Raw genomic sequence first — 20551 nt, forward strand, 5'->3', positions numbered from 1 at the left:
TTCTGGCGCACTCACCCACCCAGCCTACGACCAGAGGTGTCGGGACCGACCACTACTGTTGAGCACATGCCAGTCGAATTCCGTTCACGCCTGCTCGATGCGCTCTCTCAGCGCGTTGTCATCGGAGACGGTGCCATGGGAACAATGCTGCAGGCAGCGGACCTGACCTTGGACGACTTCAACGGTCTCGAGGGCTGCAACGAAATTCTCAACGACACCCGCCCCGATGTGCTCCGTCACATACATCGCGCATATTTCGAGGCGGGCGCCGACGCGGTCGAGACCAACACGTTCGGCTGCAACCTGCCCAACCTGGCGGACTACGACATCTCGGACCGCATCCGTGAACTGTCGTACAAGGGCACTGTTCTGGCCCGTGAGGTCGCCGACGAGATGGGACCCGGTCGCGACGGCATGGGCCGTTTCGTTCTCGGATCCATGGGCCCCGGAACCAAGCTCCCGACGCTGGGGCACGCACCGTTCCGCGCACTGCGCGACGCGTATGCCGAGGCGGCGCTCGGCATGATCGACGGCGGCGCCGACGCGGTGTTGATCGAGACGTGCCAGGACCTGCTGCAGGTCAAGGCAGCCATCCTCGGCAGCCAGGCCGCGATGGAGCAGCTCGGCATCCGGATCCCGATCATCACCCACGTCACGGTCGAGACCACGGGCACCATGCTCCTGGGAAGTGAGATCGGCGCGGCTCTGACGGCGATCGAGCCGCTCGGGGTGGACCTGATCGGCCTGAACTGCGCCACGGGTCCTGCCGAGATGAGCGAGCACCTCCGCCATCTGAGCAAGCACTCCACACTGCCGATCTCGGTCATGCCCAACGCAGGACTGCCGCAGCTCGGAGCTCACGGCGCGGAGTACCCGCTGGGTCCGGAAGAGCTGGCCGAGGCACTGAGCGGCTTCGTCACCGAATTCGGGCTCGCGCTCGTCGGCGGCTGCTGCGGCACCACGCCGGAGCACATCCGCCAGGTCGCCGACGCCGTGCACGATGCGCGCAAGGGTGTGCGCAACCCGAAGCCCGAGCGAGGCGTGTCGTCCCTCTATGCGGCCGTGCCGTTCGAGCAGGACGCCAGCATCATGATGATCGGTGAGCGCACCAACTCCAACGGCTCCAAGGCGTTCCGCGACGCCATGCTGTCCGAGGACTATCAGAAGTGCCTCGACATCGCGAAGGACCAGACACGCGACGGCGCCCACATGCTCGACCTCAACGTCGACTACGTCGGCCGCGACGGCGCCGCGGACATGTCCGCCCTGGCATCACGGTTGGCCACGTCCTCGACACTGCCGATCATGCTCGACTCCACCGAGCCGGCCGTGCTCGAAGCGGGCCTCGAACATCTCGGTGGCCGCAGCGCGGTCAACTCCGTCAACTACGAGGACGGCGACGGCCCGGAATCGCGGTTCCAGCGCATCATGACGCTGGTCAAGCGGCACGGTGCCGCTGTCGTGGCCTTGACCATCGACGAGGAGGGCCAGGCCCGCACCGCCGACTGGAAGGTGCGCATCGCCGAGCGCCTCATCGCCGACATCCGGGACAACTGGGGACTCCCCGAGTCGGACATCATCCTGGACACGCTCACGTTCCCCATCTCCACCGGCCAGGAGGAGGTCCGCCGCGACGGCATCGAGACCATCGAAGCCATCCGCCGGCTGCACGAGAGTCATCCCGAGGTCCACTTCACCCTGGGCATCTCGAACATCTCGTTCGGGCTCAACCCTGCGGCACGGCAGGTGCTCAACTCGGTGTTCCTGCACGAGTGCACGCAGGCCGGTCTGGACACGGCCATCGTGCACGCCTCGAAAATCCTGCCGATGGCGCGCATTCCCGAGGAGCAGCGCCAGGTCGCTCTCGACCTCGTCTACGACCGTCGCCGCGAGGGATACGACCCGCTGCAGGCGCTGATGGCGCTGTTCGAGGGCGTCTCGGCGGCATCGGCTCGCGAGACACGCGCCCAGGAACTGGCCGGACTCCCGCTGTTCGACCGGCTCGAGCGTCGCATCGTGGACGGTGAACGCGCCGGCCTCGGCGACGATCTCGACGAGGCGATGACGGAGAAGCCGCCGCTCGCGATCATCAACGAGACCCTGCTGTCCGGTATGAAGACCGTCGGTGAGCTGTTCGGATCCGGACAGATGCAGTTGCCGTTCGTCCTGCAGTCCGCCGAGGTCATGAAAGCTGCTGTGGCACATCTCGAGCCGCACATGGAAGCGTCGGACGAGGACGGCAAGGGGCGCATCGTCCTGGCCACCGTCAAGGGCGACGTCCACGACATCGGCAAGAACCTCGTCGACATCATTCTGAGCAACAACGGCTACGAGGTGGTCAACCTCGGCATCAAGCAGCCCATCTCGGCGATCCTCGACGCCGCCGTCGACAAGCGGGCGGACGTCATCGGGATGTCCGGTCTGCTGGTGAAGTCGACAGTGGTCATGAAGGAGAACCTGCTCGAGATGAACGCCAAGGGCGTCTCGGAGCAGTTCCCGGTGATGCTGGGAGGCGCAGCACTCACGCGCTCGTACGTCGAGAACGACCTGGCCGAGGTCTACGACGGTGACGTGTCGTATGCGCGTGACGCCTTCGAGGGTCTGCGCCTGATGGACACCATCATGAACACCAAGCGTGGTGTGGCACCGGCGGAGAACAGCGAGGAAGCGCTCGCCGCGAAGCAGAAGACCGCCGAGCGCAAGGAACGTCACGAGCGTTCGCGGCGCATCGCGGAGAAGCGCAAGGCCGCCGAAGCACCCGTGGTCATCCCCGAGCGGTCCGACGTCTCCGTCGAGAAGGAACTGCCGTCGCCGCCGTTCTGGGGCAGCCGCATCGTCAAGGGGATCTCGCTGTCCGAGTACTCGGGTCTGCTCGACGAGCGTGCACTCTTCCTCGGCCAGTGGGGACTGCGCGGAGCCCGCGCGGGGGAGGGCGCCACGTACGAGGATCTGGTGGAGACCGAAGGCCGGCCGCGGCTGCGGTACTGGCTGGACCGTCTGAGCACGGACGGCATCCTGGCGCACGCCGCGTTGGTCTACGGGTACTTCCCGGCGGTGTCCGAAGGTGACGACGTCGTCGTGCTGGAATCTCCCGAACCCGATGCGGCGGAACGTTTCCGCTTCACCTTCCCGCGTCAGGACCGCGGCAGGTTCCTGTGCATCGCCGACTTCGTGCGCTCCCGCGAACTTGCTCGGCAGACCGGCGTCGTCGACGTGCTCCCGATGAACCTGGTGACGATGGGTCAGCCCATCGCCGACTTCGCCAACGAGCTGTTCAAGGCAGACGCGTACCGCGACTATCTGGAGGTGCACGGCATCGGCGTCCAGCTCACGGAAGCCCTGGCCGAGTACTGGCACCGCCGTGTGCGCGAGGAGCTCGTCCTTCCCGACGGCAGGTCGCTGGTGGATCAGGATCCGTCGAACGTCGAGGGGTACTTCAAGCTCGAGTACCGCGGTGCGCGCTACTCGTTCGGCTACGGTGCGTGCCCCGACCTCGAGGACCGCATCAAGCTGGTCGCGATGCTCGAGCCGCAGCGCATCGGAGTGGACCTGTCCGACGAGTTGCAGTTGCATCCGGAGCAGTCCACGGATGCCTTCGTTCTGCACCACCCGGAGGCGAAGTACTTCAATGTCTGAGCTCCAGGCCGTCTTGTTCGACATGGACGGGACGTTGTTGGACTCGGAGCGCCTGTGGGACATCGCGGTGTACGAGCTGTCGGCGTCGTTCGGCCGTGAGCTGACGCCGGAGGTGCGCGAGTCCACTCTGGGCAACTCCATGATGGGTGCCCTGGCGAAGGTGTTCGCCCATGTCGGTCGTGAGGCGACGCCGGAGAATCTGGCGGAGGCGGCGCAGTGGCTGAACACTCGGGTGGTCGAGCTGTTCGGTGAGGGGCTGCCGTGGCGCCCGGGTGCCGAGGCAGCGCTGGATCTGGTGAAGTCGGCCGGTCTGGGGTGCGCGTTGGTGACCAACACCGAGCGCATGCTGACGGAGATCGCACTCGAGACGCTCGGACGGCACCGCTTCGACGCCACGGTGTGCGGCGACGAGGTCGAGCATGCGAAGCCCGCTCCGGATCCGTATCGGCGGGGTGCCCACTTGCTGGGCGTGGACGCGGGGTCGTGCGTGGCCGTCGAGGACTCGCCGACGGGTACCGAATCGGCGATCGCTGCCGGGTGCGCGGTCGTGGTGGTGCCGTCGGAGGTCCGGGTGCCCGACGGTCCGGGTAGGACCTTCCGGACGACGCTCGAAGGGCTGACGCTGGACGACCTGAGGTCTGCGCGCGCTCGAGGACACTGATGGCGGTGGGTCGGCGCCGCCGTGGAACAATCATGACCCGTGAAGAACTTCGAGTCCCTGTTCGCCGAGCTCACCGATCGCGCTGCCACCAGGCCTGAGGGCTCCGGCACCGTCGCCGCGCTGGACGCGGGAGTGCATCAGCAGGGCAAGAAGATCCTCGAAGAGGCCGGCGAAGTGTGGATCGCCGCCGAGCACGAGAGCGACGACGCTCTCGCCGAGGAGATCTCGCAGCTTCTGTACTGGGTCCAGGTGTTGATGGTGGGCAAGAACCTGTCGCTCGAGGATGTCTACCGACATCTGTGAGCACGTCCGCGTTCCTCACCCACCTCTCTCACCACAGGATGTAGATCATGCTTCGCGTAGCAGTGCCCAACAAAGGTTCCCTGTCCGAACTCGCCGGTGAAATCCTGAGCGAAGCCGGCTACCGCCGCCGTGCGGATTCGCGGGACCTCACCGTGCTCGACCCGTCGAACAACGTCGAATTCTTCTTCCTCCGCCCCAAGGACATCGCGATCTATGTCGGGTCGGGTGAACTCGATCTCGGCATCACCGGTCGGGATCTCGCGCTCGATTCCGGCGCCCCCGTGGCGGAACGCCTCGCTCTGGGCTTCGGCAACAGCTCGTTCCGCTACGCCGCGCCCGCCGGCAAGGAATGGACGCCGGAGGATCTGGCGGGCCTCCGCATCGCCACCTCGTACCCCAACCTGGTTCGTCGTGACCTCGCAGCGCGTGGCCTCGAGGCCACCGTGATCCGTTTGGACGGCGCCGTCGAGATCTCGATCCAGCTCGGTGTCGCCGACGCGATAGCCGACGTGGTGGGTTCGGGACGCACTTTGCGACAGCACAATCTGGTGGCCTTCGGTGAGTCGCTGTGCGACTCGGAAGGTGTGTTGATCGAACGGGAGGGTTCACCCACCGACGACAAGGCGCGCAACCAACTGATCGCACGTGTTCAGGGCGTGGTCTTCGCGCAGCAGTACTTGATGCTCGACTACGACTGCCCGCGAACGATTCTCGACGATGCCGTCAAGATCACGCCCGGCCTCGAGTCGCCGACGCTGTCGCCGTTGGCCGACGAAGCCTGGGTCGCGATCCGCGCGATGGTTCCCCGCAAGGGCCACAACGCCGTCATGGACGAACTCGCCGACCTCGGTGCCAAGGCGATCCTGGCGTCCGACATCAGGTCCTGCCGAGCGTTCTAGTTCCGCTCAGCGTCGGGCGCGCACCTCGAGCGTCTGGAACGTGCGACCCACCGCTCCCGTCGCGTCGTACAAGGTCGAGGTGCACAGCCCGATACCGTCGTCGCCGATCGCCGTACGGGCCTGCACGCCCACCCATTCGCCGACGGGCTCCCGCACGATCTGCACCGTCAGGTCGGTGTTGAGGAACGTCCATTCGGTCGGGTCGAGGAGCGCGGCGACGCCGTTGGCGATGTCGGCCACGGCGAAGAGTCTCACGATCGGCGACGTCGACTCTCCCGCCACCACGGGGTACCTCGGGCGTGCCCACACACGCCCGGGCTCGGTGTCCGTGACCGGCCGGGCACCCCGGAACTCCAGGCTGTCGAGGAAACCGCCGTGCCAGTGATCCGGGAAGGCCCAGCCCGCCTCGGACTCGTCCGGGCCGGGAACCAGCGGCGGGTCGAGGGTCTGTCCCGCCGAGGACGTGTCGGTCATGGCCACTCGCCAGGCTGTGGCGCGCGCGACCGCCCGCGTGGACCCGTCCGGCAGGTCCGCGACCAGTTCGGCAGACAGCATGCTGACCCGACGACCGGGGCGTTCGACGCGGGCGGACACGGTGATCTCGCCGACAGGAACCGGTCCGAGAATTTCCATGGTGACCCGCGCCAGACGCGTGCCCGGCGTCGGCGAGCACTGCTCGAGCGCACGCGCCAGCAGTGCCGACGGGGGAGCGCCGTGCTGCATCGTCTCCGCCCACACGCTGGTGGTGAGCCGAGTGGCGCGGAAGCGCTCCGCGCCGTCGACGACACGGACGAAGAGTGCGTCCTCGTTCACGCGGTGACCTCCACCGGCTCGCTCGGCCACCCCGGGTACTCGGGCGGGGTGCCGCCGAACGACGGGCACAAAGCCTGGAAGTCGCACCACCCGCACAGCTTTCCGGGCTTGGGCCGGAAGTCGCCCGTCTCCCCGGCTGCGCGGATGGCTGTCCAGATGGCGGAGAGAGTGCGCTCGAAGCGGCGCAACTCGTCCTCGTCCGGCGAGTACGTCAGAATCTGACCGTCCTTCAGGAACAGGAGCCTGAGCTGGGCGGGCACGATCCCGCGCGTGCGGCGCAGGACCACTGCGTAGAACTTCATCTGGAACAGCGACTTCGCCTCGGCGATCTCGCGCGGAGCACGCCCCGTCTTGTAGTCGACGACGCGGACCTGTCCTGTAGGCGCGACATCGATGCGGTCGATGTAGCCGCGCAGCAGCACCCCGTCGTCCAGTTCGGTCTCGACGAGTTGCTCGCAGGACTCCGGATCGAAGCGCGTCGGATCCTCCAGCGTGTAGTAGGACGCGACGAGAGCCTGCGCCTCGGCGAGGAAGCCGGCGCGGTCCTCGTCCGCGACCAGCCCCGACGCGAACTCGTTCGTCGAGAGCATCTCGGCCCACGCATCGTCCACCAGAGCGAGTGCGCGGGCCGTGACCCGATCCGCTGCGGGCAGGCCGTACAGATTCTCCAGAGCGGAATGGACCAGCGTGCCCCGCAACTGCGCCTTGGACGGTGGTGCCGGCAGCCGATCGATCGCCCGGAAGCGGTAGAGCAGCGGGCACTGCTTGTAGTCGGCGGCACGGGACGGAGACAGTGCCGGGCGTCGACGCGGGCGTGAGTCGCCGGTCGCAGCAGCGGGTTCGACGGACGGACGGTGTTCGGTGGAGATGCTCACGCCGGCGACACTATGCCCGACCCCCGACATTCCGGATTCGCGACATGCCCGAATTCCGGGACGCGCCTGCATCTGCCCTACAGTTCCCTGGGCACGTCGCGTGGCGTGCACACACCTGTGCAGGAACGAGGACCACCGTGGAACCGACCGACTCCGACCCGTCGCCCCGTGCGAGCGGACCGTTCCGCGTCGGCGATCGCGTCCAGCTGACCGACGGCAAGGGCCGTCACTACACGGTGGTCCTGGACGCGGCGAAAGAGTTCCACACCCACCGCGGCGGCATCCGTCACGACGACCTCATCGGTGTCGACGAGGGCAGCGTGGTGAAGTCGGTCAACGGCACTCCGTACCTCGCTCTGCGGCCGTTGCTGGTGGACTACGTGCTGTCGATGCCCCGTGGGGCGCAGGTCATCTACCCCAAGGACGCCGCGCAGATCGTGCACGAAGGCGACGTCTTCCCCGGCGCACGGGTTCTCGAGGCCGGCGCGGGGTCGGGCGCTCTGACCTGTTCGCTGCTGCGGGCGGTGGGCCCGGAAGGGCGCGTCATCTCGTACGAGGTGCGCGACGACCACGCCGAGCACGCGGTGCGCAACGTGGAGACCTTCTTCGGCGGGCGACCCGACAACTGGGATCTGGTGATCGGCGACGTCGCGAACTTCGACGTCGCACGCCACGAGGGAATGGTCGACCGGGTGGTCCTGGACATGCTCGCACCGTGGGACGCGCTCGAGTCCGTTGCAAGGGCGCTCGTCCCGGGTGGCGTTCTGATCGTCTATGTGGCGACGGTCACTCAGCTCTCCAAGGTGGTCGAGGCTCTGCGTGCGCAGGAGTGCTGGACCGAGCCGCGGTCATGGGAATCGATCGTCCGCGGCTGGCACGTCGTCGGTCTCGCGGTGCGCCCGGAGCATCGGATGCAAGGTCACACCGCTTTCCTCGTCAGCGCGCGGCGGCTCGCGGAGGGAACGGTCACGCCCAAACCCCAGCGCCGAGCGGGCAAGACGCCGGTGGAACCCGCCTGACACCGGCCGTTCATCCGGACGTTGTCGGACCCTCCTCGTAGCCTCTGAGCACGGACGTCACACACGTTTGCGTTTCGCCCGGTAGCGTTGAGAAATCGCTTTGGGAGGAGTCCTACATGAGCCCTACAGACACGCCGGACAACACTGCCGACACCGACCGCACGTCGCTACTGGCAGAACTCGACGCGGTACGCGCCGAGGCGACTGCACTTCGCCGCAAGCTCGACGCCGCGCGCAGCGGATCGTCCGGAACATCGGACGTCCGTGATCTGGAGACGCGGGTCGACACGCTGTCCATCCGCAACACCAAGCTCATGGAGACGCTGAAGGAAGCACGCCAACAGCTGATCGCACTCCGCGAGGAGGTCGACCGGCTCGGTGCGCCGCCCAGCGGCTACGGCGTCCTGGTCCACGTCTACGAGGACGAGACCGTCGACGTCTTCACCTCCGGCCGCAAGATGCGACTGACGTCCTCGCCGAACGTCGACTCGAGCGCTCTGCGTCCAGGTCAGACGGTGCGCCTCAACGAAGCGCTGACCATCGTCGAGGCCTGCGAGTTCGAGCGCGTCGGTGAGATCAGCTCGCTGCGTGAGATCTTGGAGGACGGTCGCCGCGCACTGGTGGTCGGACACGCCGACGAGGAACGCGTCGTGTGGTTGGCCAAGCCCCTGCAGGAGATGGCCGACGACGAGGCACCGGAGGATCCGGACGGCCCGTCCCGTCGTCTGCGTCCCGGCGACTCGCTTCTGGTCGACACCAAGGCCGGCTACGCCTTCGAGCGCATCCCCAAGGCCGAGGTCGAGGACCTGGTTCTCGAAGAGGTCCCGGATGTGGGCTACGAGGACATCGGTGGACTGGGCCGGCAGATCGAGCAGATCCGCGACGCCGTGGAACTGCCGTTCCTGCACAAGGATCTGTTTCGCGAGTACTCGTTGCGGCCGCCGAAAGGCGTGCTGCTCTACGGTCCTCCCGGGTGCGGCAAGACGCTCATCGCCAAGGCCGTGGCCAACTCGTTGGCGAAGAAGATCGCCGAGGCACGCGGTCAGGATGCTCGCGACGCCAAGTCCTACTTCCTGAACATCAAGGGCCCGGAACTGCTGAACAAGTTCGTCGGTGAGACCGAGCGTCACATCCGCCTGATCTTCCAGCGGGCGCGCGAGAAGGCCTCCGAGGGCACCCCGGTGATCGTGTTCTTCGACGAGATGGACTCGATCTTCCGTACACGTGGATCGGGTGTGTCGTCCGACGTCGAGACCACCGTGGTTCCGCAGCTCCTCGCGGAGATCGACGGCGTCGAGGGCCTCGAGAACGTCATCGTCATCGGCGCATCCAATCGCGAGGACATGATCGACCCCGCGATCCTGCGACCGGGACGTCTCGACGTGAAGATCAAGATCGAGCGTCCGGATGCGGAGTCCGCCCTGGACATCTTCTCGAAGTACCTGGACGACTCGTTGCCCGTGAACGCGGACGATCTCGCCGAATTCGGCGGCGACCGTGCAGCGTGCATCCGCGGGATGATCGAGCGGGTCGTCGAGCGCATGTACGCCGAGAGCGACGACAACCGTTTCCTCGAGGTCACGTACGCCAACGGCGACAAGGAAGTTCTCTACTTCAAGGACTTCAACTCGGGCGCCATGATCCAGAACATCGTCGACCGCGCCAAGAAGTACGCGATCAAGGCCGTTCTCGACACGGGCACGAAGGGTCTGCGCGTCGGACACCTCTTCGACTCCATCGTCGACGAGTTCGCCGAGAACGAGGACCTGCCCAACACCACCAATCCCGATGACTGGGCACGCATCTCGGGCAAGAAGGGCGAGCGGATCGTCTACATCCGCACGCTCGTCACCGGGAAGAACGCGAGCGCCAGTCGTTCCATCGACACCGAGTCGAATACGGGTCAGTACCTGTAGTCGACCGTGTCACCGACGCAGTAGCTCCTCGACGATTGCTCGAGTGTCCGGAACGAAGGGCCATTCGGGATCGTCGAGGTGTTCTCGAAGTCGAAGGTCCGTCCACCACCAGCCGTCCGAGATCTCGGACGGCTGGTGGTGCATCGGGCCGTCGTGGTGGATCACGTAGGCGAAGAGATGGCAGCGGATGCGAGCGGACCCCGACCGTCCCGTCCAGCGTCCGACGACGGGCGAGCCGACGACGTCGCAGGTGATGCCCAGCTCTTCCGACAGTTCCCGCACCGCGGCGTCGTGTGGTGTCTCGCCGGCGTCGACCACACCTCCCGCCAGACAGTCGTGCATGCCGGCGAACACCGATTTTGTCTCCGTCCGTCGATGCACGTAGACGCGGCGACCGTCGGTGGACCGCACCAGAACTCCCGCACTCGCGTGCCACAGCCCGTCGGCATAGACCGTGGAGCGTGGGGCGGAGCCGACGACGGTCGCGTTCTCGTCGAAGACCGTGACCATCTCGTCGTCGGAAGCAGTCGTCGGCGTTCGCACTCGATCGGGGCACACAGGGCCGATAGCATAGGCTCGAAATCATGCAGCGCATCATCGGCATCGAGGTCGAGTACGGAATTTCCTCCCCGACCGAACCTTCCGCCAATCCGATCCTGACGTCCACCCAGGCGGTGCTGGCCTATGCCGCCGCTGCCGGTGTACCTCGGGCGAAGCGGACCCGGTGGGACTACGAGGTGGAGTCGCCGCTGCGCGACGCCCGGGGATTCGACCTCGGCCGATTCAGCGGGCCCGCCCCCATCATCGACGCCGACGAGGTCGGCGCGGCCAACATGATCCTGACCAACGGTGCGCGGCTCTACGTCGACCATGCGCATCCGGAGTACTCGGCTCCCGAGGTACGTGACCCGTTGGACGCCGTCATCTGGGACAAGGCCGGCGAGCGCGTCATGGAAGCCGCTGCACGCCACGCCTCCAGCGTGCCCGGTGCGCCGAAGCTGCAGTTGTACAAGAACAACGTGGACGGCAAGGGCGCGTCGTACGGCACGCACGAGAACTATCTGATGTCGCGGGAAACGCCGTTCTCGGCGATCATCGCCGGGCTGTCCCCGTTCTTCGCGTCCCGCCAGGTTTTCACCGGTTCCGGACGCGTGGGTATCGGTCAGTCGGGAGACGAGCCCGGCTTCCAGCTGTCGCAGCGGGCGGACTACATCGAGGTCGAGGTCGGCCTCGAGACCACCCTCAAGCGCGGCATCATCAACACACGCGACGAACCCCATGCCGACGCCGACAAGTACCGCCGACTGCACGTGATCATCGGGGACGCGAACCTCGCCGAGATGGCGACGTACCTCAAGGTGGGCACCACCGCGCTGGTCCTCGACATCGTCGAGGCGGGAGTGGATCTGTCGGATCTGCAGTTGGCTCGCCCCGTCACCGCCGTCCACCAGATCAGTCACGATCCGACGCTGCGACGGACCGTGGCGTTGGCCGACGGTCGTGAGTTCACGGCTCTGGCCTTGCAGCGCATCTACCTCGAGCGGGTGTCGGCTCATCTCGATCGACAGGACGAGCAGGATCCGCGCGCCGCGGACGTCGTCGAGAAGTGGGCGATGATCCTGGACAAGCTCGAGCGCGACCCCATGGACTGCGCCAACCTGCTCGACTGGCCCGCCAAGCTACGACTGCTCGAGGGCTTCCGTAACCGCGAGAACCTGGGATGGTCAGCACCCCGTCTGCACCTGGTCGATCTCCAGTATTCCGATGTCCGGCTGGACAAGGGTCTGTACAACCGACTCGTCGCCCGCGGCTCGATGGAGCGGTTGGTGTCCGAGCAGGAGGTGCTCGACGCCGTCTCGAACCCGCCGACGGACACACGCGCGTACTTCCGGGGCGAATGCCTGCGCAAGTTCGGTCGGGACATCGCAGCCGCCAGTTGGGATTCGGTGATCTTCGATCTGGGAGGCGACTCCCTCGTGCGCATCCCGACGCTGGAGCCGTTGCGTGGCAGCAAGGCGCATGTCGGCGCTCTGCTCGAATCGGTGGACTCCGCTGCGGAACTGGTGGATCAGCTGACCACCTGATCCGACGGTTCCGCGACCGCACGGTGGGTTGTCACCCTCTACGGTCGCACGCTCGGTAGGCTGAAGTTTCGCCGCGTGTCGAGAGAACACGCAGCACGTACGAGGAGGTCGGCTATGGCACAAGAGCAGACCACACGCTCCGGCGGTGGAGACGACGACGAAGGTTCGGCCGAAGGCGCATCCGGCCAGGAACGCCGCGAGAAGCTCGCCGAGGAGACGGACGATCTTCTCGATGAGATCGACGACGTGCTCGAGGAGAACGCGGAAGACTTCGTCCGCGCCTACGTGCAAAAGGGTGGCCAGTGACGGACGGCAATTCCGGTTCCCGTCCCTACGAGAGCGAGACGTCCCTCCGTTATGGGTCTCCCTTCTCGTCCTTCAGTGACCACCTGCGTGCGTACGCGCCGCATCTGTTGCCGGAGAACAGATTCCGCTCGGACCTCGCCCTGACGGCGGAGGCCGCCATGCAGTCCGACATCGCACCGCACGGCACGACGATCGTCGCTGTCGCCTTCGACGGCGGGGTCATTCTCGCCGGTGATCGACGCGCGACGATGGGCAACCTGATCGCGAGCCGTGACGTGGACAAGGTCTACATCACCGACGATTACTCGGCTGCCGGCATCGCCGGCACGGCCGGGATGGCTATCGAACTGGTCCGCCTGTTCGCCGTCGAGCTCGAGCACTACGAGAAGATCGAGGGCGTCTCGCTGACGTTCAACGGCAAGTCGAACAAGCTCTCGTCGATGGTGCGCGCCAATCTCGGTGCGGCCATGCAGGGTCTCGCTGTCGTTCCCCTCCTGGTGGGATACGACCTCGATGCAGCGGATGCTCGTCGGGCCGGCCGCATCGTCTCGTACGACGTAGTGGGCGGACGGTACGAGGAACGGGCCGGATATCACGCGGTGGGATCGGGCTCGCTGTTCGCGAAGTCGGCGATGAAGAAGCTCTACCGCGACGGCATGACCGAGGACGAGGCGCTGCGTGTCGCCGTCGAATCTCTGTACGACGCCGCGGACGACGACTCGGCCACCGGCGGTCCCGACGTGACTCGCGGGATCTACCCGACGGCGGTCGTCATCGGTGCCGGGGGAGCGAACTTCGTCACCTCCGAGCGCTCGGAGGCACTGGCACGCGCGGTCCTGCAGGACCGTTCGGAAGAAGGGGGACCGCGCCGATGACCATGCCGTACTACGCGTCAGCCGAACAGATCATGCGCGACCGTTCGGAGCTCGCCCGTAAGGGCATCGCGCGCGGACGCAGCGTCGTCGTCCTGACCTACGCCGACGGTGTGCTCTTCGTCGCGGAGAACCGGTCGTCCGCGTTGCACAAGGTGAGCGAGCTGTACGACCGTCTCGGCTTCGCCGCGGTGGGCAAGTACAACGAGTTCGAGAATCTCCGCCGTGCCGGCATCGTCCACGCCGATACCAAGGGCTACACCTACGACCGGGCGGACGTCACCGGTCGTTCGCTGGCCAAGGCGTACGCGCAGACGCTGGGCACGATCTTCACCGAGCAGCTCAAGCCGTACGAAGTGGAGATCTGCGTCGCCGAGGTCGGCAACTTCGGTGAGGCCCCCGGGGCGCAGCTGTACCGGATCACGTACGACGGCTCGATCGTCGACGAACGTGACTTCGTGGTGATGGGTGGGGCGACCGAGCCCATCTCGACGGCGCTGAAGGAGAAGTACCAGCCGGGTCTCGGGCTCGAGGCAGCGGTGGCGTTGGCGGTCGACGCTCTGCAGGACACCACGTCCGTGACGCCGACCAACGGGGCAGCGGCGGAACCTGCGGAGAAGCGGGTTCTCGAAGTGGCGAGCCTGGAAGTGGCCGTGCTGGAACAGACTCGCCCCCGTCGTGCTTTCCGACGCATCTCCGGCGGTGCACTCGACGCGTTGCTGCCGAGCGCCGAGTAGACCGACGCGATCAGCCCCGAGCGACGACAGGCGTACCGGGACCGTAGAGCGTGAGCAGTGAAGGCCGGGCCTGGTAGTCGAAGGTCCGGCCTTCGCTCGCTACCTCCCCGTCGACCGCGACGGCGACAGGCGTGCCCTTGTTGGCGACCGACAGGGCGGGCACGCGCAGGTGACGGTAGGTCGGCGACGACCCCAGGGTTCCCGTCAGGGCAGCGATGGCCAAGCGAGTGCGGGAGAAGCGCATCCGGGCGCGGAGATAGCGGACGTCCAGGACACCGCCCGCGATCGACGGTCGCGACATGGGGATCTGGTCGCCGGGGGTGTACGTACCGTTTCCGACGAAGAGCATCCACACCGAATCCGGGCTGCCGTCGATGTCGACATCCATCGGTTCGGCGACCGCCAGAACCGCGATCATCGCCGCGGCGGCGGCGGGCCACTTGCCGATGCGAGGGCTCCACTTGTCCCGCAGCCGCACCGAATCCGGGTACCCGCCGATGCTGGCGGTGTTGACGAAGAGGGTGGCGTCCGCGCCGTCGACGCTGACACTCCCGACGTCGACGCGGTACGAGTCCCCGTGCGTGACGGCGTCGGCTGTGACGGTCATGTCGACCGCACCGACGTCTCGGGCGAAGTGGTTGAGGGTTCCACCGGGGAAGACCGCGAGCGGGAGTCCGGTCCGGACCGCCGCGGCGACTGTGGCCGCGACGGTTCCGTCTCCGCCGCACGCTCCCAGCGCGACGCTCCCCGTCCGCTCGGCAGCCTCGGTCAGCTGCTCGGTGAAGTCCCGATCCGGATCCGGCTCGAAGAACTCGGCGTCCGGCAGGGCTGTCGCGACGTCCGCGACCACGTCCGAATTGTGCGTTCCGGCACCGGGATTGACCATGACCAGCAAGCCGCGACCCGCGGGCAGTGCGGGCGCCGATCCGGGTGCGCCCAGTTCGGCGGACGCCGCCGACCGCACCGCCCACCAACGACGGGTGGACACGGCCACCGCTGCGCCGAGCGCCGCACCGGCGACGACGTCCGACGGCCAGTGCACGCCGACGTGCACACGCGAGTACGCCACCGCGACGGCCAACGGTGCGACGACGAGCCCCGCGACCGGGGCCTCCAGTGCGACTCCGGTGGCGAACGCTGCCGCCGACGCGGCGTGCCCGGACGGGAAGGACGACGACACGGGAGGTGCGAGGAGCCGTCGCAACGCGGGGACGTCGGCCGCCAGGGGGCGAGCACGGGGGAGCAGCGGCTTCAGAACACCGTTGGCGAGCGAGCTGGCACCGACGACGGCGAGGAGACCGCGCACCGCGCCGCGTCGACGCGGACCACCGGACGCCGCCAGGGCGCCCCCGACGAGTGCCCACAGAACGCTGTGGTCGGCCAGCCCCGTGAGGGTGCGCAGAACGGGATCGACCACCGACGGCCGCCGCGCGAAACTGGCGTCCACCAGCGCCAGATCGAGAGAACGAGTACGGCCGCGCAGCGATCGGGGGTTCACCCGCGCAACACTACGGGCGACAGCCGATGCTGCACTCGAAGCCGTTGTACTGTCGAAGTGTGCAGCGACGAATCATGGGGATCGAGACCGAGTTCGGTGTGACGTGCACGTTCCACGGACATCGCCGACTGAGCCCCGACGAGGTGGCCAGGTACCTCTTCCGGCGAGTCGTGTCCTGGGGCCGTAGCTCGAACGTCTTCCTGCGGAACGGCGCACGGCTGTACCTCGACGTCGGGTCCCACCCCGAGTACGCCACCGCGGAGTGCGACAGTCTCCTGCAGCTCGTCACCCACGATCGGGCAGGCGAGCGTGTCCTCGAGGATCTTCTGATCGACGCCGAGCAGCGCCTCGCCGAGGAAGGTATCGGCGGGGACATCTACCTGTTCAAGAACAACACCGACTCCGCGGGCAACTCCTACGGCTGCCATGAGAACTACCTCGTGGTCCGCGCAGGGGAGTTCTCGCGCATTTCCGACGTCCTGCTCCCGTTCCTGGTCACCCGCCAGTTGATCTGCGGCGCCGGCAAGATTCTGCAGACCCCGAAGGCTGCGACCTTCTGCCTGTCCCAGCGCGCCGAGCACATCTGGGAAGGTGTCTCCTCGGCCACCACGCGCTCGAGGCCCATCATCAACACCCGCGACGAGCCCCATGCCGACGCCGAGAAGTTCCGGCGCCTGCACGTGATCGTGGGCGACTCCAACATGGCCGAACCCACCACGATGCTCAAGGTCGGCACCGCGGCCCTGGTCCTCGAGATGATCGAAGCGGGCGTCTCGTTCCGGGACTTCGCTCTGGACAACCCCATTCGAGCCATCCGCGAGGTCTCCCACGACTCGACCGGTCGACGTCCCGTGCGTCTCGCAGGTGGTCGCCAGGCCAGTGCGCTCGAGATCCAGCGCGAGTACTACTCGCGGGCAGTCGAGCATCTGCGCAACCGGGAGCCCGATCCTCAGGTCGAGCAGGTGGTGGACCTGTGGGGTCGCACGCTCGACGCCGTCGAGGCTCAGGACTTCGCAAAGGTCGACACCGAGATCGACTGGGTGATCAAGCGGAAACTGTTCGACCGGTACCAGGACAAGTACTCGATGGACCTGTCGGACCCGAAGATCGCCCAGCTGGACCTGGCGTACCACGACATCAAGCGCGGCCGCGGCGTGTTCGACATCCTGCAGCGCAAGGGACTCGCCAAGAGGATTACCGAGGATGAGCAGATCGACGAGGCCGTCGAGACGCCGCCGCAGACGACACGCGCGAAGTTGCGCGGCGAGTTCATCTCCGCGGCGCAGGCAGCGGGTCGTGACTTCACGGTCGACTGGGTGCACTTGAAGTTGAACGACCAGGCGCAGCGGACCGTGCTGTGCAAGGACCCCTTCCGGTCCGTCGACGAGCGCGTGGAGCGACTGATCGCCTCCATGTAGCGCCGGTCCGTCCACAGGCCGGCGCAGTCGAGCCGTTCGTCCACAGCCCGGCGATGCGCAGGGGAGCGACCGCCGCGAGCCACTAGGCTGGTGCGGTGGCGATCTCCAAAGTCGAGCGGTTGATGAATCTGGTCATCTGCCTGCTCTCGACGCGGCAATACCTGACCGCCGAACGCATCCGCGAGTCCGTGGCGGGTTACGAGGACTCGGCGAGCGACGAAGCGTTCAGTCGCATGTTCGAACGCGACAAGAACGAGCTCCGTGATCTGGGCGTCCCGCTCGAGACCGGACAGATCTCGCGGTTCTCCACCGTCGAGGGCTACCGCATCAACCGTGATCGGTACGAACTCCCGGACATCGATCTGGCCAGCGACGAGGCTGCCGCCGTCGCGGTCGCCGTCCAGTTGTGGGAGTCCCCGGAACTGACGTCGGCTGCGCAGAGCGCGATGCTCAAGCTGCGGGCCGTGGGAGTTCAGGTCGACACCGACAATTCGCCGGCCGCGGTCACCGCGATCCCGTCGCGGAGCCGAGGGTCGGAGCCCGCTCTGGGCAAACTGCTCGCCGCCATCGACGCCGGCCGATCGGTCCGCTTCGCGCACCGCGCGAGTCCGACGGCGCAGTTCCGTGAACGAACGGTCGAGCCGTGGGGCGTCGTGACCTACTCCGGCCGGTGGTACCTCGTCGGCCACGACACCGACCGCGACGCCGTGCGTACCTTCCGGTTGTCGCGCATCGGTGACGACGTGACGGCTTTCGGTCCCGTCGGGTCGGTGAAGAAGCCCGACGACGTGGATCTCGCGGTCATCGTCGCCCGCGCCGCAGACCGCGGCGACGTGGCCGGCACCGCGGACGTCTGGGTGTCGGAAAGCCGCGGGCTCGAACTGCGACGCCTGGGCGACGAGGTCGACTCGCGGCTGCTGGCCGGTCGGCGTGGCTCGGTCGTCCGCATCCCCGTCCGCTCCTGGGACTGGATCGCCCGTGTGGTGGCCGGACACGGCGCCGATGCCATCGTCCTGTCGCCGAAGGAACTGCGCGACGACGTGATCGCGACCTTGTCGGTGACGGCGCACCGTGCCCCGGCAGATGCCGGCTCGCTCTCGACGGGGGGACTCGCATGAGCGTCAGACTGTCGTCGCGATTGGCGCGACTGCTCAATCTCGTGCCCTACTTCATCGCCAATCCCGGCATCAGTGCCGCCGACGCCTCCGCGGAGCTGGGCGTCACCACCAAGCAACTGATGGACGATCTCAACCAGCTGTGGCTCTGCGGCCTTCCCGGATACGGGCCGGGTGACCTGATCGACCTGTCCTTCTCCGAGGACAGCATCGAGGTCACGTTCTCCGCGGGCATCGACCGTCCGCTGCGTCTGACGTCGACCGAGGCCACCGCGCTTCTCATCGCCCTGCGTTCTCTCGTCGAGATGCCGGGCATGGTGGACCCGTCGGCCGCGCACCGTGCTATCGCGAAGATCGAGGCGGCAGCCGGTGTCGCAGCATCCGGAGATCCGTCGGACGAGACAGTCGATCCGCCGTCGGAAAGCCCCACGGTGTCGACGGTGCGCGGCGCGCTCGCCCGCAGCCACGCCCTGGACATCACGTACTACTCCGCATCGCGCGACGTCGTGTCCGAGCGGACGGTGGATCCGATCCGCATCGTCCTCGTCGACGACCAGAGTTATCTGCAGGCGTGGTGTCGGGCCGCGGAAGGTGTGCGGTTGTTCCGACTGGACCGGATCGACGCCGCCACCGAACGGGAGGATGCGTCGTCACCTCCGGCCGGGGCCATGAACGACGGCGACGCGCTCGACCTGTTCCACGACGATCCGTCGCTTCCGCTCGCGCGGTTGGTCGTTGCGCCCGATCACGTGTGGATCCTGGACTACTACCCGATGAATCGCACGTCGGAGCTGGCCGACGGATCGATCGAGGTGTCGATGCGGTTCGCCACCCTCGACTGGATGTCCCGTCTGGCGCTGGGCCTCGGCTCGGGTGTCCGGGTCCTGGGTCCGCCGGCGCTGGTCCGGGAAGTCACCGTTCGAGCGCGTGATGCTCTGGACGTCTACCGCGCAGCGGCGCAGATCTGACGGACACCCTCGGGAAGCGGAGGGTGAACAGACGGGAAACCGTCAGCTCCGAGCGGCTGCGGGAGCCCGGCGAACGACAGTAGGTCCGGTAGCATCGGGTCCAACGAAACTGGGAGGTTTTTCAATGGGTGCGTTACAACCCTGGCACTGGATCGTCTTGATCGTGGTGCTCGTGCTGCTGTTCGGATCGAAGAAGTTGCCCGAGGCAGCTCGCGGTCTCGGTCGTTCCATGCGCATCTTCAAGAGTGAGGTGCAGGAGATGCAGAACGACGGCAAGAAGTCCGAGGGAACGTCGGCCGCGCCTGCACCTCAGACCCAGCTGCCCGCGAACCCGACTGTCGCCAACCCGACTGTCGCCAACCCCGGCGTCGTGAACCCGACTGTCGCCGATCCGACGCAGGAGCAGCACCCGCGCTCTGCCTGATCGTTCCTGCTGATCTACACAGAGAGTGACCGTGCGCATTCCGTTCGATCCGCGTCAGCGCAAGCGTCGCGTCAACCCCGACGGCACCATGTCGCTCATCGACCATCTGTACGAGCTCCGCACGCGGTTGCTCTGGTCGATGCTCGCCATCGTGCTGACCACTGTCGTGGGCTTCTTCTGGTACTCGCACTCGATTCTCGGGATCGAGTCGCTCGGCGATCTGCTGCGCGGTCCGTACTGCTCGCTTCCGCAGGAAAGCCGCGCGAACCTGACCCAGGACGATTCCTGCCGATTGCTGGCAACGGGTCCGTTCGAGCAGTTCATGCTGCGGTTCAAGGTGGCCATCACGGCCGGTGTGGTGTTGGCGTGCCCCATCTGGCTGTACCAGATCTGGGCGTTCATCACCCCCGGTCTGTACCGCAACGAGCGTCGATACGCGGTGGCGTTCGTGACAGCCGCGGCCGTCCTGTTCGTGGCCGGCGCGATTCTCGCCTACGTGGTGGTCGCGAAGGCGCTGCACTTCCTTCTCACCATCGGTGACAACGTCCAGATCACCGCCCTCAGCGGTGCCGAGTACTTCGGCTTCGTCATCAATCTGTTGATCATCTTCGGCGTCAGCTTCGAGATTCCCTTGCTGATCGTCGCTCTCAACGCCGTCGGAGTGCTGCGCTACGAGAAGCTGCGGGGGTGGCGGCGCGGACTCATCTTCGCGATGTTCGCGTTCGCGGCAGTCGTCACTCCGGGCGGTGACCCCTTCTCGATGACCGCGCTCGCCGTGGCACTGAGCATCCTGGTCGAGGTCGCCATCCAGGTCGCCCGCGTCAACGACCGCCGACGCGCGAAGCGCGACCCGGAGAAGTGGGACGACGTCGACGACGACGAGGCCACCCCGCTGGACACGACGACCACCCCCGTCGCGCGTCCCGCACCCGTCGGCAGCCACGACGCGGGCACCGACTACTCCGACACTCTCTGACCTGGCGGCGGCAACTCCGGGATACGCACTA

The 20551-nt window shown here is 66.9% G+C and carries 19 protein-coding genes; 15 read left to right on the top strand and 4 right to left on the bottom strand.

From position 1 onward, the window contains the following. The first annotated feature begins 66 nt into the window (after window positions 1-66). Genes metH through hisG form a run of 4 tightly spaced genes read left to right on the top strand, consistent with a single transcriptional unit; the run spans window position 67 to window position 5499 of the window. The gene (metH, locus tag ASG64_RS17320; protein ID WP_056074821.1) at window positions 67-3636 is read left to right on the top strand and encodes a methionine synthase; all 3570 of its coding nucleotides are present in this window, start codon (window positions 67-69) and stop codon (window positions 3634-3636) included. Next, window positions 3629-4297, top strand: coding sequence for an HAD family hydrolase (locus ASG64_RS17325; protein ID WP_156388452.1), 669 nt, complete (start codon window positions 3629-3631; stop codon window positions 4295-4297). The genes metH and ASG64_RS17325 overlap by 8 nt, the downstream gene beginning before the upstream one ends. 39 nt (window positions 4298-4336) lie before the next feature. Continuing rightward, window positions 4337-4600 (top strand): phosphoribosyl-ATP diphosphatase, encoded by a 264-nt coding sequence (locus tag ASG64_RS17330; RefSeq protein WP_042572482.1) that lies wholly within the window; start codon window positions 4337-4339, stop codon window positions 4598-4600. A 47-nt stretch (window positions 4601-4647) separates the two neighbouring features. Then, window positions 4648-5499 carry an ATP phosphoribosyltransferase gene (hisG, locus tag ASG64_RS17335; RefSeq protein WP_042572481.1) on the top strand — a complete coding sequence of 284 codons (852 nt, stop codon included), beginning with the start codon at window positions 4648-4650 and terminating at the stop codon, window positions 5497-5499. Between the two features lie 6 nt (window positions 5500-5505). On the opposite strand, the gene ASG64_RS17340 is transcribed toward hisG, so the two are convergent. Together ASG64_RS17340 and ASG64_RS17345 are read right to left on the bottom strand one after the other, a co-directional pair. After that, window positions 5506-6312, bottom strand: a complete 807-nt coding sequence (locus tag ASG64_RS17340) for a thioesterase family protein (protein ID WP_056075170.1) — start codon at window positions 6310-6312, stop codon at window positions 5506-5508. Further along, window positions 6309-7187 carry a RecB family exonuclease gene (locus tag ASG64_RS17345; RefSeq protein ID WP_056074824.1) on the bottom strand — a complete coding sequence of 293 codons (879 nt, stop codon included), beginning with the start codon at window positions 7185-7187 and terminating at the stop codon, window positions 6309-6311. The genes ASG64_RS17340 and ASG64_RS17345 overlap by 4 nt, the downstream gene beginning before the upstream one ends. Window positions 7188-7324: 137 nt before the next feature. On the opposite strand from ASG64_RS17345, the gene ASG64_RS17350 reads away from it, so the two are divergent. Both ASG64_RS17350 and arc read left to right on the top strand, forming a co-directional pair. Further along, window positions 7325-8206, top strand: a complete 882-nt coding sequence (locus ASG64_RS17350) for a tRNA (adenine-N1)-methyltransferase (RefSeq protein WP_056074827.1) — start codon at window positions 7325-7327, stop codon at window positions 8204-8206. 116 nt (window positions 8207-8322) lie between these two features. Then, on the top strand, window positions 8323-10122 hold the full coding sequence (arc, locus tag ASG64_RS17355; protein ID WP_042572478.1) for a proteasome ATPase: 1800 nt from the start codon (window positions 8323-8325) through the stop codon (window positions 10120-10122). A gap of 9 nt (window positions 10123-10131) precedes the next feature. Here arc and ASG64_RS17360 read toward each other — a convergent pair whose 3' ends face one another. Then, complete coding sequence (locus tag ASG64_RS17360) at window positions 10132-10632, bottom strand: NUDIX hydrolase (RefSeq protein ID WP_056075174.1); 501 nt, start codon at window positions 10630-10632, stop codon at window positions 10132-10134. Window positions 10633-10706: 74 nt separating this feature from the next. On the opposite strand from ASG64_RS17360, the gene dop reads away from it, so the two are divergent. From dop to prcA, 4 genes are all read left to right on the top strand, one after another. Beyond that, window positions 10707-12206, top strand: coding sequence for a depupylase/deamidase Dop (gene dop / locus ASG64_RS17365; protein ID WP_056074829.1), 1500 nt, complete (start codon window positions 10707-10709; stop codon window positions 12204-12206). A gap of 114 nt (window positions 12207-12320) precedes the next feature. Continuing rightward, window positions 12321-12512, top strand: coding sequence for a ubiquitin-like protein Pup (locus tag ASG64_RS17370; protein ID WP_042572476.1), 192 nt, complete (start codon window positions 12321-12323; stop codon window positions 12510-12512). Continuing rightward, complete coding sequence (gene prcB, locus ASG64_RS17375; protein WP_056074832.1) at window positions 12509-13387, top strand: proteasome subunit beta; 879 nt, start codon at window positions 12509-12511, stop codon at window positions 13385-13387. The genes ASG64_RS17370 and prcB overlap by 4 nt, the downstream gene beginning before the upstream one ends. Beyond that, on the top strand, window positions 13384-14121 hold the full coding sequence (prcA, locus tag ASG64_RS17380; protein WP_056074833.1) for a proteasome subunit alpha: 738 nt from the start codon (window positions 13384-13386) through the stop codon (window positions 14119-14121). Before prcB ends, prcA begins: the two co-directional genes overlap by 4 nt. 10 nt (window positions 14122-14131) lie before the next feature. Here prcA and ASG64_RS17385 read toward each other — a convergent pair whose 3' ends face one another. Continuing rightward, complete coding sequence (locus ASG64_RS17385) at window positions 14132-15619, bottom strand: bifunctional phosphatase PAP2/diacylglycerol kinase family protein (RefSeq protein WP_235579642.1); 1488 nt, start codon at window positions 15617-15619, stop codon at window positions 14132-14134. Between the two features lie 59 nt (window positions 15620-15678). Here ASG64_RS17385 and pafA point away from each other — a divergent pair, with 59 nt between their 5' ends. The 5 genes from pafA to tatC all read left to right on the top strand — a co-directional run bounded on the left by pafA (window position 15679) and on the right by tatC (window position 20520). After that, window positions 15679-17037, top strand: coding sequence for a Pup--protein ligase (gene pafA / locus ASG64_RS17390; protein WP_197074639.1), 1359 nt, complete (start codon window positions 15679-15681; stop codon window positions 17035-17037). A gap of 95 nt (window positions 17038-17132) precedes the next feature. Further along, complete coding sequence (locus tag ASG64_RS17395) at window positions 17133-18155, top strand: helix-turn-helix transcriptional regulator (protein WP_056074835.1); 1023 nt, start codon at window positions 17133-17135, stop codon at window positions 18153-18155. Further along, window positions 18152-19120: a helix-turn-helix transcriptional regulator gene (locus ASG64_RS17400; protein ID WP_056074837.1), complete on the top strand. Its 969-nt coding sequence runs from the start codon at window positions 18152-18154 to the stop codon at window positions 19118-19120. The genes ASG64_RS17395 and ASG64_RS17400 overlap by 4 nt, the downstream gene beginning before the upstream one ends. Window positions 19121-19244: 124 nt before the next feature. Further along, window positions 19245-19544, top strand: a complete 300-nt coding sequence (tatA, locus tag ASG64_RS17405; protein ID WP_042572470.1) for a Sec-independent protein translocase subunit TatA — start codon at window positions 19245-19247, stop codon at window positions 19542-19544. A 31-nt stretch (window positions 19545-19575) separates the two neighbouring features. Beyond that, complete coding sequence (tatC, locus tag ASG64_RS17410; protein WP_042572513.1) at window positions 19576-20520, top strand: twin-arginine translocase subunit TatC; 945 nt, start codon at window positions 19576-19578, stop codon at window positions 20518-20520. Window positions 20521-20551 lie beyond the last annotated feature (31 nt).

This window comes from Rhodococcus sp. Leaf247 (genome assembly GCF_001426185.1).
GTDB lineage: Bacteria > Actinomycetota > Actinomycetes > Mycobacteriales > Mycobacteriaceae > Rhodococcoides.